Source organism: Saccharibacillus kuerlensis DSM 22868 (assembly GCF_000378145.1).
Classification (GTDB): Bacteria; Bacillota; Bacilli; order Paenibacillales; family Paenibacillaceae; genus Saccharibacillus; species Saccharibacillus kuerlensis.
The window spans coordinates 28,022-39,975 of the sequence record NZ_KB899279.1 but is presented as its reverse complement, the minus strand read 5'-3'; the positions used below and the strand labels follow the sequence as shown (position 1 = coordinate 39,975).

The window sequence follows — 11,954 nt, the reverse complement described above, 5'->3', positions numbered from 1 at the left end:
GTTCCGGGACGCTTTTTTTGCTGCTCATAAATAGTAAAAGGTGTTCCGTAGGAGAGGAGGGGACCTGCTCAAGCTGCCGGAACTTATTCCGGGAAGGTCTTGGCCAGTCCGGTAACGCTCGCTTGTTCGCGGCCCAACTCCCTGCTGCCATGCTCGGTCAATATTATTGTGTCGCCGTCGAAAACGGCCGTGAAGTTTAAGACAATTGGCTCTTCCGCGAAGCGGATAACCAGCCGCAGCGAGCCGTCCGCATATCGGCTGGCCCAACCGTGTGCCGGTCCCGTATCCGGCGCAAGAGTAGAGCTGCCCGGAGGAACCTTCGTCTCGGTTCTGCGCCATTCGCCTGCGCCGCAGCGCAGCGTGATCGCATGCTCCCGGGCCTCTCTTGAATCCGCCGCCTTGTCTCCGGCTTCCCACAGTTCGACGAGGACCGAACCGTCCTCGTCTGCAGTAAAGCGGGCAGCCTCAAGCTTCGGCCCGCCGCCAAGCTCCCCGTCCAGCCGGTATAATCGGCCGGACCAAGGCTCATTCGCCGGCACTTCGCCTGCCGGGTCCGAAGCGTATTCCAGCGCCTGCAGCCGTTCTGCCGCTTTCTCGCCAGCTGTATTGAGGGCAAGCGGCCCATTATGCATCGCCGTAAGCAGATGTCTCCAGACCGCTTCAAGCAGCTCCTGAGTCCGCGAAATTGCAGACGTCAAGACGATTACAGCCTCCTGTTCAGGCAGAATCAGACAGAACTGTCCAAAAGCGCCGTCGGCCCGGTAAGCATTATGTCGGCACAACCAGAACTGGTATCCGTAACCGCGTGTCCAGTCGCCGTCCTTGTCGTCGCCGGTATCGATACGTTTCGATGAGGCCAGTTCGACCCAATTTTCAGATATAATTCGCTGTCCGTTCCACATGCCTTTTTGCAGATAAAGCTGTCCAAATTTGGCGAGATCCTCACTGGAAAGTTTAAGTCCCCAACCGCCTGCAGTAATATCCTGCGGACTTTCCTGCCACGTTTTTCGCTGAATACCGAGAGGAGCGAATAAGCGGGATTCGAGATAATCAAGTATCTTTTGCCCAGTGAGTTTCTGAAGAATAACGGACAGCATATAGGTTGCTCCGCTGCTGTAGGAGAAGACGCTTCCAGGAACATTTTCAACGTTTGCCGAGAGGAAGGTCCGAGCCCAGTCGGAATCCGGTATCGGACGAACGGCGTTTAACGGATCTTCCCGGTGTCCCGTACCCATAACGAGTAGGTCGTGTACAGTCATTTTGAGCAAAAGGGTATCCGGGTCGGTCGGCATCAGCTCCGGCATCAGCTCGGCGACCTTGTCTTCGACATTGAGCAGTCCTTCATCTACCGCAAGACCGACAGCTGTCGACGTAAAGCTTTTGCTGACCGAATACATCGCGTGCCGGTCTTCCGATGCATGGGGCGCCCACCAGCCTTCGGCAGCGACTTCGCCGCGTCTCAGCAGCATGAAGCTCCGCAGATCGAATTGTTCCTCCGATACCGCATCCAGAAAATCGAGAATTCCGCGAGGATCGATTCCTGCTTCTTCAGGTCGGCGTCTCGGGAGTTTGGTTGTGTGCATCAGTGCATGCCTCCAGACAAATAATTTTCTTCGGATTCTCGAAAGGATCTTGTGATCTGCGCCATCTATCGAATGTTCACGGCGCATGATTTCTTAATTCCTTATTTTTAGTTACCGCTTTCATAGAACCTTTCCTTGACAGTGTAGACCAATCGCAAGTTACAATTCAATAGAAGGATCATACAGAGGGGGATGCAAATTGCACAGCGAGCGGACAATGACCGACGCAGAACTGCAACAATGGATCGAAAAAGTGTCGCTCGAGCATTTCGGCGTGCCGTTCCGGCACCGTGCCTTTTTCAATGCCAGACTTCGATCGACGGGAGGGCGCTATGCACTTCGGTCACACGATATTGAGATCAATCCTCACCAGCTTCAAGCGCATGGCCGGGAAGCGGTAGAAGGGATCATCAAACACGAGCTTTGCCATTATCATCTGCATATTGCTGGACGTGGCTATCGTCACCGGGATGCCGATTTCAAGCGTCTGCTGGCCAAAGTGGGCGGAAGCCGCTACTGCCAGGCACTGCCGGACAAGGCCAAGCGCGTGCTGCCATTCAAGTACAAGCTGACCTGCTCCACATGCGGCATGGAATACAAACGCAAGCGGCGTATGGATGCTTCGCGTTATCGCTGCGGACGCTGTGCAGGCAGGCTTCGTCTTGAAGAATTGAAGTCGGAGACGAAGAGCGGCAGCGGAGCTTGAACGGAAACTTTCGCTTTCCTGTCTGAAAATAAGATATAATTAATAAAGGCCTTAAGTTAAGGGTCCCATATCTTGTTTGAAGCACGAAGGAGGAGTTAAGTAGTATGGCCAAATCGTCAGCAAGAAAAGTTCGCGACAAGCGAATCCGGGAAGGCAAGATGGATGCAGGGGAGCTGCGAAGCCCATTTGCTCTTGCGGATCTTAGAACCCGTAAGACGAAAACAAAGCGGGAGGAGCTCGGGAAAATCAAACATAAAAATCTGCATAAAGAAACTTACAGGAACCCGAATTTCACCGGAGGTGATCAGGGTTCTTTTTGTTTGATGAAAAAAATCAAAAAAGGGGTTGACGAAAAAAACCTGGCATGCTAAATTATATCTTGTTGAAACGTTAGCCAATGTTCCCTGATAGCTCAGTTGGTAGAGCACTCGACTGTTAATCGAGTTGTCACAGGTTCGAGTCCTGTTCGGGGAGCCATTTTTATGGAGAGATACCCAAGTGGCTATAAGGGGACCCTCTGCTAAGGGGTTAGACTGCGTTAGCGGTGCGAGGGTTCGAATCCCTCTCTCTCCGCCATATCGTTTCAATTATAAGGGACTTTAATACTTGACCGGATGAGGAACCTGAGAAGGTTCCTCTTTTTGTATTTTCCTTTATATTTCTTTTTGTATTTTCTTATATTTTTAAGCAATACGTCTTATAATTTTTAGAAATAAAGCGGTTTAAAAGTGGAAAAATAAAAAATAAATTATTTTTAAAAAAAGGCTTGCAATCTAGCATACATGTTTGCTATACTCTTACTTGTGCTTAAGCGAGAGCGACAAGCGCTAACACAATGAGGCCCGTTGGTCAAGGGGTTAAGACACCTCCCTTTCACGGAGGTAACAGGGGTTCGAATCCCCTACGGGTCATGTTTTGAGCCATTAGCTCAGTTGGTAGAGCACCTGACTTTTAATCAGGGTGTCGAAGGTTCGAGTCCTTCATGGCTCACCATTTTATTTCTTTGCAGAAGTGAAGAGATGGTGAATGTTCGTTTAACGAACCATATTGATATGCGGTAGTGGTGGAATGGCAGACACGCTATCTTGAGGGGGTAGTGGGTGTATACCCGTGGAGGTTCGAGTCCTCTCTACCGCATACGATCCAAAGCGCAGATTCCTTAAGGGATCTGCGCTTTTTGTTTTTGTACAGATGTTTTCTGAGATAATGGACTGTTCTATAAAATGTCAGCGATATGAGCGTAATTCGGATATAGGATGCGAATGCAGTCGGGACAGATATCGTGTGTAAGTACGGCGTTTCTGCTTTTGTGGGAATCCGGATGAATCCATTTGCCTTCATGGTAGATCCTGCTGCAGCGGGCGCAGGCAGCAGTCCAAGAGGCGGGTAAGTCAGACGATCTGCTCGGTGTGAAACGGCTTAAAAAGGAACGGGAGTGCGGCATAGGACATTTACCTCCTTGTTCCTGCAGTTTCTGTTAGACGCAAAAGTTCATTTACAGGAAGCTCTATGGATGAGGGGCTTGAAGTGTAAGATAATCCGAGCAGCTGTGAGACCTGCTTGCGGTATTTAGCGGCTTTGCGGCTGCCATTGATCAAGTTGGAGAGACGGGAAGGCGGAATGTTATGCATTTCGCAAAAAGTTTTCTGGTCGATCTCCAGCTCTGCTAGACGTCTTTTAATTTCCCATCCAAACGGGGTAATGGCTTTTTTTCTATGCAAAATCATACTCCTCCTATTCAGGTGCAAAAGGATGAATTATAATCGATAAGAGATCAAGAGGGATCATTTACCATAAAACCGATTATATACGCAATTGCGTAATTTATCAATATTTACATACGCATATAAGTCATTTTAATGGATGTGTCGTGGAGGAGGATGGGAATTTGCAGTCGATTTATGAGCGGATTGAGCAGCTGATTAAGAGCAGTGGCATGACCAAAAAGGCGTTCGGAGAACGCCTCGGGATTAGTGCGGGGAACTTGGGTGATTGGCGCCGGGGCAAGTCTACACCGAGTACGCACAAGTTGATCGAAATTGCGGCATTTTTTTCGGTAAGCCTGGATTGGTTGATGACAGGAAAAGAATGGCAACCGGAAGAGGTTAAGGAAACGGGGAGTGCTTATTTTTTTGAACAATCTGGGCAATCCAATTGCCAAGAAGATGAGCTGTCCGATGAAGAGAAGACGTTTATACGTGAATATATGGAATTTGCCGCTTATCGGCGCAGCCGAAGACTGGGTAAGCTGGAGATTGAAGATACGGATGCATAAAAATAAAGCATAAGAACAGAAGATAAGGATAAAGCATAAGAATAGAGTGTGAGAACAGAGCATATAAATAAAGTATGAGAATGAAGCAGGAAGCTGCTTGCCGGATAAGGCAAAAAAACACTTTGAAGCCGGGGCTTCAAAGTGTTTTTTGAATGAAAGATTCCTCATAAGCCGTTCCCGACATGAAAGACGGAGCACCTATATTGCGAACGAGTGCCCAGCGCTCCGATATATCATCGATCATTCGCATCAGCAGTTTGCGTCGGCTGACATCGTCGAGATTCAGAAGCCGGGAGCAATGTTCGACATAAGCGGTTGTGTAATGGTACAGGTAAACCGGTACGGCCTCACTCGGTTCAATCTCCAATTGAAAGTTGATCCAGGCATAGCAGACGGCCGGGCACCCAAATGCCTTTTCGGCTTGAAGAGCTTCGGACAGCGGAGTGAAATTTATCCATGGGTACAGAGATCTCGATAGTTTCAACAATTTGCGTCCGGTACGGCGCATTTCCGCATCAATCTCATTCGGGCAAGTTCGGGTTCGCAGACAGCGATCAATTTGGAAGACGGTTTCGTAATCGCCGCGCGAGAATGCTGCATACAAATCCTCGATACTTTTTCCTTCAATGTGCGCTAAGCGAGGATGAATATAGGAGCGCATGACTTCTTCAAAAGCTTCAATACAGCTCAAACGATTGCCGTTCAAATCCTCTTTAATGCACCCTACAGGCGATGGGGACGACGTTTCGAGAAGAGTCATGTAACTGAGAAGCTTTTGTCCGCTATGCATGGCACTGCGCCTCCTTATAATGAAAAACTGTAAAATCGATTATGTTAGGTTTGTGTTAATTATACTATAATTTATATTATTCGATCATTTATAATATCTATTTTTACACCTGAATAATGGTTTGGTCAATGAAATGTCAGTTATTTGATCATACTTTTATAAAATCCTGCTTCTTAAATACTTTTGTGTTACTTTATATAACATATACATATCAAGGGGAAGTGGATAAGATAGCTTTTTTGAAAACGAATTTGCAAAAAAATGATTGACTGCATGCTTCTGAGGAAGTATGATATAGGAGTTGACTCATTTATTTGATATGCGGTAGTGGTGGAATGGCAGACACGCTATCTTGAGGGGGTAGTGGGTGTATACCCGTGGAGGTTCGAGTCCTCTCTACCGCATAACGAGTAAGCCGAAGTATCCTAGGGGATATTTCGGCTTTTTTATGTACTTAAATAAGTATTTTTTTATATTCGAATAAGTATTGATTAGAATTAAGCGAGTATCGATTGGAAATAATATCACACTAAAAGCCCATCGCATGATGCGAGGGCTTTTTATTTTCAGGTAGATGTTAGTTGGACGTTTCGATTGATCAACCCAGCAATTTCTCAATATCCTTGGTAAGCTGTTCCGGCGACGTTTGCGGAGAGAATCGCTTGACCGGTTTGCCTTCTCTGTCGACCAAGAATTTTGTGAAGTTCCATTTGACTGCTTTGGAACCCATCAGCCCTGGCGCTTCTGCGCTTAGGTACTGGAACAGAGGATGCGCACTGCCGCCTTTAACGTCGATCTTCTCGAACATAGGGAATTTAACGCCGTAGTTCAACTGACAGAATTCTACGATTTCTTCGTTGCTCCCTGGATCCTGTTCATTGAATTGGTTGCTTGGAAATCCGAGGATTTCAAGGCCGCGTTCATGGTACTTGTCATACAATTCTTGAAGTCCTTGGAATTGAGGCGTAAACCCGCATTTGCTTGCCGTGTTGACGATCAATACTACTTTTCCCTGATAATCGGACAGTTTGACCTCTTCGCCTTTGGAGGTGCGAGCTTCATAGTCGTATACGGACACGTCAAAACTCCTCTCTGGATCAAAATAGTTATTATCACTTTGATTGTAAACAATTTAATTGATTTTTGCAATTCGAATTCGTTTCATTAGCTGTCGTTTGCTTTATAGATTAGGTAGTTTGGCAGTTCGAGAATTTTAAATTTATTAGAGGAGTGACAGAACATGGATGCTTTATACACGGCAAAAGCAACGGCACGCAGAGGTGGAAGAACCGGAATAGTCGAATCGACAGATGGTGCACTAAATCTTGAATTGTCGATGCCTAAGGGTCTCGGCGGTGAAGGCGGCACGGGAACAAACCCGGAAGAGCTGTTTGCCGCCGGATACAGCGCATGCTTCGAGAGCGCTCTGGCCAATATCGCACGCAAAGAAAAGCTGGATATTCCCGATACCGAAGTCACCTGCAACGTGATGATCGGCAAGGATGAGTCGGATGGCGGTTTTAAATTGGCTGCCAAGCTGGAAGTTCGCATTCCGGGACTGGATCCGGATAAAGCCAAAGATTTGGTAGAAAAAGCGCATAATTTCTGCCCTTACTCCAAAGCAACACGAGGCAACATGGATGTGGAGCTTACTGTAGTCTAATGTAAAATAAAACCCGGGCCGGAGACGCTTTTCCTTAGGGAAAGGCCTCTGGCCTTTTCGATGCTGCGGCTGCTGAAGTGCGGTTGACACAACGGGTTAAATTCATTAAGCTATATAAGCACGCGGCATGGGTGGAGTTATATCCCATGACGAAACTAAGAATAACGGGTGATTATAATATGGCTTACAGACCAACTGTCGTAGGTGTAGATAAGGCCGGAAGCAATGAAAAGGACGGACTGTATGAATATGTCCTCCATTTGGAAGATGGCACAATGTGCCGCACTTTCTACAATCGTTTTCCGGAGGGTTGGAGAATGACGCACGTCAGCCGACTGCTCAAGACTCCTTGCCCGATCTGCCGTAAGGATTATATCTGCAACTGCTTCGAGAAGTTCAAAGGCGAACTGGACGCGCAGATGAAAGACGGAAGAGTCGAAGAACTTCTCGCCTAGTTCATGATGCGCACTCCGTTCCTCCTTGAATGGGAGCGAAATGCGATCCAATGCGGAACAGGTGGATTTTTTTGAACGGCAGGCAGGTATTGCTTTGTCAGTTCGGATACGAAAACAGCGGACGTATGGGAATCTTCCTCCTGTGCATCCGCTGTTTTCTTTTTTAGCGTCTTTTCTGTATCTCTTTTTGTATCTCCTTCCTGTGTAATCTTTCTTGTAGGGATCTGTTTTACAGCAATCTTCTTCTCAGTATTTGTAAGTTGAAGTGGAGCAGAGAATCTAAACGAGGTTCAAGCCGGTCAACAGGGTTAAAGGGATAGTAGAGGAAGAAGATGATAGGCAGGAAAAGAAAAATATTCTCGAACAGGAGGCAGGATGATGCAGGCGACAACCGATGAAGGAAGAATCGATAGACAGGCCGGAGAGCTTCCGGATCAGGATATTGTATTGATCGATGGCGTATGCCATTTTTGCCAGGGAGCTGTTCGTTTTATTGTCGACAGAGATCCGAAAGGCACGTTCCAGTTTGCATCGCTCCAGTCCGAATTGGGAACGGAATTGGCCGGCGGAACAGGATTCGAGGAATCCGGCGAGCCGAACACGCTGGTGCTGATCGAGAACGGGCGCAAATATGTCCGCTCGACCGCCGCGCTGCGCATCGCACGCAGACTGCGTTTTCCCTGGCCGCTGTTGTATGCCTTGATTATCGTGCCAAGGCCGCTGCGAGATACAGTCTACCGTTATATCGCGCGCAACCGCTACCGTTGGTTCGGTAAGGACGATACATGCCCGATTCCGCCGCCAGGAGTGCGGAAGCGGTTCTTGGATACGGGTGCGGGACAGGCTTGATTGCTGCCCTCATTTTCTTTACCATGTTCTATGCCAAAAAAATCTGTTTCGTCTTCTCCGACTTGATGCAGAGATGTATTCGTTTTTCGAGACTCCTCCTATATAAACATACTGTTTAGATTCAGAGCCAATTAAGCGGGAAAAAGAAAAAATTGGGTCTTGCCTGCTTGCGGACTCTTATGCTATTGTGAGGACAACTAAACGAAGCACAGCGGAAGCACCGCTCCAAACTTGCCGATTCCGGCAGGTTTGCGAGCGGTGCTTTTTTGTGCTGCAAGGAAGGAAAGGAGACATCGAAATGCGGAATCTGCAGATTATGTTAGCCGTAGAGGACGAACAATATATTGAACCCTTCTTGCTGTATGCTCGCACAGGAGAGTTTGCCAAACAAGTGAGTGTACGTGCTTTTTCAAAGATCGAAGCTTTTCTCACGGCAATGGGAGAAGATCGGCCGGACTTTGTACTTGGTGAGCCGGCTTTTCTGACGCCGTGGCTGGAATCGGAAGGCGGCGGAAGAATACCTTGGGCGGCGCTTGGAGGAGGGGAGGAGAGCATTGCGCTCGGCGGACCCGTTCTGCTGCCTTTCCAGCCGCTGAATCTGCTGCTGATGGCGGTGATGGATCTGGCCGGAGCGGCACAGACTTCTAACGGATCGTTTGTCTCTGGAAAGGCGGAAGTCATCGCTGTGCATTCGGCGGCTCCAGGCGCGGGCAAGACGACAACAGCTTTGAATTTGTCCAAACAGCTGGGCGGCCGCGGGCTGCGAGTTTTCTATCTCAATCTGGAAACGGTAGACAGCTCCATTACTTTTCGCAGCGGAAGCGGCGGACAGCAGGGAGCGGAAGGCGGTCTGCCGGAACTGCTGTATGATCTGCGTGCGGCGAAGGAAAACGGAGAAGCATGCCAATTTCCATTGTCTCGTTATGCTTCTTTTCAAGAAAAAATCAAGGCGGCTTCGTTCTCACCGCTTGATCGCCCAGATGAGCTGCTGCAGATGAACGAGGCGGATACCGTTCTGCTGATCGATTATATCGCAAGCAGCGGAATGTGCGACGTGGTCATTGTAGACACGGACACGGAAAGTCATGAACGTTCCCGGGCTGTGCTGAGTCGAGCGGATCGCGTGCTGTGGCTGCTTGCCGATGATCTGCTGCATATGCGGAAGACCGCAGGATGGATGAGTTATAGAGAAGTCCGGCAGCCGAACGACTTCTATACGCTGCTTGGCAAGAGTTTGTTTGTCGTCAACCGCTATGGAGGCCGATTAGAAAATACGCTGCCTCGTCCGGATCTTCGTCCCGCCGCTTTTCTGTCGTACATTCCGTCATGGAAATACTTATCGAGAGAAGATGTACTGCTCGGCTCGCCGATCTTTCAGCGCGATATTCTGGCACTGTGCGAACAGCTTGGTCTGGATGAAAGCAAAGGGCAGAAGGGCTCTGTCCGGCAGTCGATGCAGGCTGCAGGAGGCTGGCAATGAGAGTTACGGCCGAAGAACAGCTGCAGGAAGAATTGTTTCGTACCATGCGGGCGGAGGTCCGCTCTTCGCTGGATGTTACGCAGTCGGCGGACGATGCAGAGCTGATGAATTTGATCGAGCGCAAAATATTGTCCGATTCGCGTTCGTCAGTCATGACATCGGGAGAGAAGAGAAAGTTGGTGCGCCGGGTCTACGATTCGTTTCGAGGTCTCGATATTTTGCAGCCGTTGGTGGATGACAAAAGCGTCACGGAAATTATGATCAACGGGCATAAGGAAATTTTTATCGAGCGGGACGGCGAAGTTCGACAGATTCCCCAGGCTTTTGAATCTCGAGAGAAGCTGGAAGACATCGTGCAGACCATTGTATCCGGCGTCAATCGGATCGTTAACGAATCGTCGCCGATTGTCGATGCGCGTCTTAAAGACGGCTCGCGGGTCAATGTCGTGCTGCCGCCGATTGCGTTGAAAGGGCCGACCATGACGATCCGTAAATTTCCGGAGAAGCCGATGACGATGGATGAGCTGGTTCGGCGCGGAGCGCTTGGTGAAGAAGCGGCTGAATTTCTGAAGACACTGGTGCGCAGTCGTTACAACATTTTTATCAGCGGAGGAACAGGGTCAGGCAAGACAACATTTCTGAATGCTCTATCGCAGTACATACCGCCCGATGAACGGGTCATTACGATCGAAGATTCGGCGGAACTGCAGATCGTCACAGTGCCGAACTTGGTTTCTCTAGAGACGCGCAATGCCAACGTGGAAGGCAAAGGCGAGATCTCGATCCGCGACCTGATTCGTTCCTCGCTGCGGATGCGTCCCAACCGGATCGTTGTCGGCGAAGTGCGCGGCGCGGAGGCACTCGATATGCTGCAGGCGATGAACACGGGACATGATGGAAGCTTGTCTACCGGTCACGCGAACAGCGCCAAAGATATGCTGAGCCGTCTGGAAACGATGGTGTTGAGCGGAGCGGATCTGCCGATTGAAGTTGTACGTCAGCAGATTGCATCCGCGATCGATCTGTTTGTGCATTTATCAAGGCTGCGGGATCGTTCCCGCCGGGTAGTCGAGATCAGTGAGGTGCTTGGTATGAAAAACGGGCAGGTCGAGCTTCGTCCGATCTTCCGTTTTGAAGAGGAAGGCGAATCGGAGGGACGTATTGTCGGACGACTGAAGCGGGGGCATGAACCCATGCTGCATACAGATAAACTGCAGGGTGCCGGAGCGGCCGACTGGCGCAAGACAGCCGGGCTGCCTGAAGGGGGGTGAATTTATTGCTGCGTACGAACGCAGGCGGGGGCCGCAGGCCGGCCAGGGGCAGAGCCGCGTCCGGGAAAGGCACTCCGCTGCAAAAAGGGCCGGACATGGAAATGCAGTCGTCACCGGCCGACAAGCTGAAGGACTACAAGACGTATAAGCTGGCAGCGTACGAACGGGTGCTCAGTATCCTTGTCACGGCGGGCATATTGTTTGCGGTGGGCATGCTGTTCTACAAAATATGGCTGTTGGCACTGCTGCTGACGCTTCCCGCACTTAAAGCTCCGAAGCTGTGGCAAAGGCGGCAGATCGAGCGCAAACGTACGCTGCTGAGATTGCACTTCAAGCAGGCTTTGTATTCGTTATCTTCGTCCATGGCCGCAGGTCGCTCGGTTGAAAATGCTTTTCGCGAAGCGGCAAAAGATCTGGAGCTGCTGTATCCGGGCGGGAACAGCGACATGATTCGGGAGTTGGATGTGATCACGACACGATTGGAATACGGGGAACCAATCGAATCGGCACTGCTGGATTTTGGGCGGCGGGCGCAGATCGAAGACATCGACAATTTTGTTGACGTCTTTATCACCTGCAAGCGCACAGGCGGCGATTTGATCGAAGTGGTAAGGCGGACTTCAACGGTAATCGGGGAGAAGATGGATATCCAGCAGGATATCTCGGTCATGATTTCTCAAAAAAAATTCGAATCGAATATTTTGCTCGGAACACCGTTCGTTTTTATCCTTTTTATTAATGCTTCCGCCCCCGAATTTATGGCTCCGCTGTACGGCACGCCTATGGGGATTGCGTTGGCGACTATCGGTTTATCCCTGTTGTTTCTGAGCGCATGGCTGATGGGGCGGATCATGAATATTCAAATTTGAACGAGGGTGAAGA

The 11,954-nt window shown here is 49.5% G+C and carries 12 protein-coding genes and 6 tRNA genes; 14 read left to right on the top strand and 4 right to left on the bottom strand.

Annotated elements, in window-relative coordinates:
• Positions 1 to 83: 83 nt before the first annotated feature.
• Entirely contained in the window at positions 84 to 1,583 is a 1,500-nt protein-coding gene (locus F456_RS21770) for a serine hydrolase domain-containing protein (RefSeq protein ID WP_018975904.1), read from the bottom strand.
• Between the two features lie 217 nt (positions 1,584 to 1,800).
• On the opposite strand from F456_RS21770, the gene F456_RS0105020 reads away from it, so the two are divergent.
• From F456_RS0105020 to F456_RS0104990, 6 genes are all read left to right on the top strand, one after another.
• Positions 1,801 to 2,289, top strand: coding sequence for a SprT family protein (locus F456_RS0105020; protein ID WP_026293658.1), 489 nt, complete (start codon positions 1,801 to 1,803; stop codon positions 2,287 to 2,289).
• A 401-nt stretch (positions 2,290 to 2,690) separates the two neighbouring features.
• A tRNA-Asn gene (locus F456_RS0105010) sits at positions 2,691 to 2,766 on the top strand.
• A 7-nt stretch (positions 2,767 to 2,773) separates the two neighbouring features.
• A tRNA-Ser gene (locus tag F456_RS0105005) sits at positions 2,774 to 2,865 on the top strand.
• Between the two features lie 263 nt (positions 2,866 to 3,128).
• Positions 3,129 to 3,200: transfer RNA gene (locus F456_RS0105000), tRNA-Glu, on the top strand.
• Positions 3,201 to 3,206: 6 nt separating this feature from the next.
• Positions 3,207 to 3,282 (top strand) — tRNA-Lys (locus tag F456_RS0104995).
• Between the two features lie 61 nt (positions 3,283 to 3,343).
• A tRNA-Leu gene (locus F456_RS0104990) sits at positions 3,344 to 3,426 on the top strand.
• A gap of 314 nt (positions 3,427 to 3,740) precedes the next feature.
• Here F456_RS0104990 and F456_RS21765 read toward each other — a convergent pair.
• Positions 3,741 to 4,016, bottom strand: coding sequence for a hypothetical protein (locus tag F456_RS21765; RefSeq protein WP_373290939.1), 276 nt, complete (start codon positions 4,014 to 4,016; stop codon positions 3,741 to 3,743).
• Positions 4,017 to 4,177: 161 nt separating this feature from the next.
• Here F456_RS21765 and F456_RS0104980 point away from each other — a divergent pair, with 161 nt between their 5' ends.
• On the top strand, positions 4,178 to 4,564 hold the full coding sequence (locus F456_RS0104980) for a helix-turn-helix domain-containing protein (RefSeq protein WP_018975900.1): 387 nt from the start codon (positions 4,178 to 4,180) through the stop codon (positions 4,562 to 4,564).
• Between the two features lie 136 nt (positions 4,565 to 4,700).
• Here F456_RS0104980 and F456_RS0104975 read toward each other — a convergent pair whose 3' ends face one another.
• On the bottom strand, positions 4,701 to 5,354 hold the full coding sequence (locus F456_RS0104975) for an urease accessory protein UreF (RefSeq protein WP_018975899.1): 654 nt from the start codon (positions 5,352 to 5,354) through the stop codon (positions 4,701 to 4,703).
• Positions 5,355 to 5,675: 321 nt separating this feature from the next.
• Between F456_RS0104975 and F456_RS0104970 the strand changes: the two genes are divergently transcribed.
• Positions 5,676 to 5,758: transfer RNA gene (locus F456_RS0104970), tRNA-Leu, on the top strand.
• 194 nt (positions 5,759 to 5,952) lie between these two features.
• Here F456_RS0104970 and F456_RS0104965 read toward each other — a convergent pair.
• Positions 5,953 to 6,432 carry a glutathione peroxidase gene (locus F456_RS0104965; protein WP_018975898.1) on the bottom strand — a complete coding sequence of 160 codons (480 nt, stop codon included), beginning with the start codon at positions 6,430 to 6,432 and terminating at the stop codon, positions 5,953 to 5,955.
• 162 nt (positions 6,433 to 6,594) lie between these two features.
• On the opposite strand from F456_RS0104965, the gene F456_RS0104960 reads away from it, so the two are divergent.
• The 6 genes from F456_RS0104960 to F456_RS0104935 all read left to right on the top strand — a co-directional run bounded on the left by F456_RS0104960 (position 6,595) and on the right by F456_RS0104935 (position 11,941).
• Positions 6,595 to 7,017 carry an organic hydroperoxide resistance protein gene (locus tag F456_RS0104960; protein ID WP_018975897.1) on the top strand — a complete coding sequence of 141 codons (423 nt, stop codon included), beginning with the start codon at positions 6,595 to 6,597 and terminating at the stop codon, positions 7,015 to 7,017.
• Between the two features lie 146 nt (positions 7,018 to 7,163).
• Complete coding sequence (locus F456_RS0104955) at positions 7,164 to 7,472, top strand: hypothetical protein (protein WP_018975896.1); 309 nt, start codon at positions 7,164 to 7,166, stop codon at positions 7,470 to 7,472.
• Between the two features lie 378 nt (positions 7,473 to 7,850).
• Positions 7,851 to 8,321: a thiol-disulfide oxidoreductase DCC family protein gene (locus tag F456_RS0104950; RefSeq protein ID WP_018975895.1), complete on the top strand. Its 471-nt coding sequence runs from the start codon at positions 7,851 to 7,853 to the stop codon at positions 8,319 to 8,321.
• A gap of 298 nt (positions 8,322 to 8,619) precedes the next feature.
• Positions 8,620 to 9,801 (top strand): CpaE/TadZ family protein, encoded by a 1,182-nt coding sequence (locus F456_RS21760; RefSeq protein WP_018975894.1) that lies wholly within the window; start codon positions 8,620 to 8,622, stop codon positions 9,799 to 9,801.
• Complete coding sequence (locus tag F456_RS0104940) at positions 9,798 to 11,072, top strand: TadA family conjugal transfer-associated ATPase (RefSeq protein ID WP_018975893.1); 1,275 nt, start codon at positions 9,798 to 9,800, stop codon at positions 11,070 to 11,072. The genes F456_RS21760 and F456_RS0104940 overlap by 4 nt, the downstream gene beginning before the upstream one ends.
• A complete protein-coding gene (locus tag F456_RS0104935) occupies positions 11,069 to 11,941 on the top strand; it encodes a type II secretion system F family protein (protein ID WP_373290940.1) in 873 nt (290 codons plus the stop codon). Before F456_RS0104940 ends, F456_RS0104935 begins: the two co-directional genes overlap by 4 nt.
• Positions 11,942 to 11,954 lie beyond the last annotated feature (13 nt).

Excerpts from the sequence above, each read along its gene's own strand:
- F456_RS0104960 (WP_018975897.1), top strand. The coding sequence starts at position 6,595 with ATGGATGCTTTATACACGGCAAAAGCAACGGCACGCAGAGGTGGAAGA.
- F456_RS0104940 (WP_018975893.1), top strand. The coding sequence starts at position 9,798 with ATGAGAGTTACGGCCGAAGAACAGCTGCAGGAAGAATTGTTTCGTACC.
- F456_RS21760 (WP_018975894.1), top strand. The coding sequence starts at position 8,620 with ATGCGGAATCTGCAGATTATGTTAGCCGTAGAGGACGAACAATATATT.
- F456_RS0104975 (WP_018975899.1), bottom strand. The coding sequence starts at position 5,354 with ATGCATAGCGGACAAAAGCTTCTCAGTTACATGACTCTTCTCGAAACG.
- F456_RS0104955 (WP_018975896.1), top strand. The coding sequence starts at position 7,164 with ATGACGAAACTAAGAATAACGGGTGATTATAATATGGCTTACAGACCA.
- F456_RS0104950 (WP_018975895.1), top strand. The coding sequence starts at position 7,851 with ATGCAGGCGACAACCGATGAAGGAAGAATCGATAGACAGGCCGGAGAG.
- F456_RS0105020 (WP_026293658.1), top strand. The coding sequence starts at position 1,801 with ATGACCGACGCAGAACTGCAACAATGGATCGAAAAAGTGTCGCTCGAG.
- F456_RS21765 (WP_373290939.1), bottom strand. The coding sequence starts at position 4,016 with ATGATTTTGCATAGAAAAAAAGCCATTACCCCGTTTGGATGGGAAATT.
- F456_RS21770 (WP_018975904.1), bottom strand. The coding sequence starts at position 1,583 with ATGCACACAACCAAACTCCCGAGACGCCGACCTGAAGAAGCAGGAATC.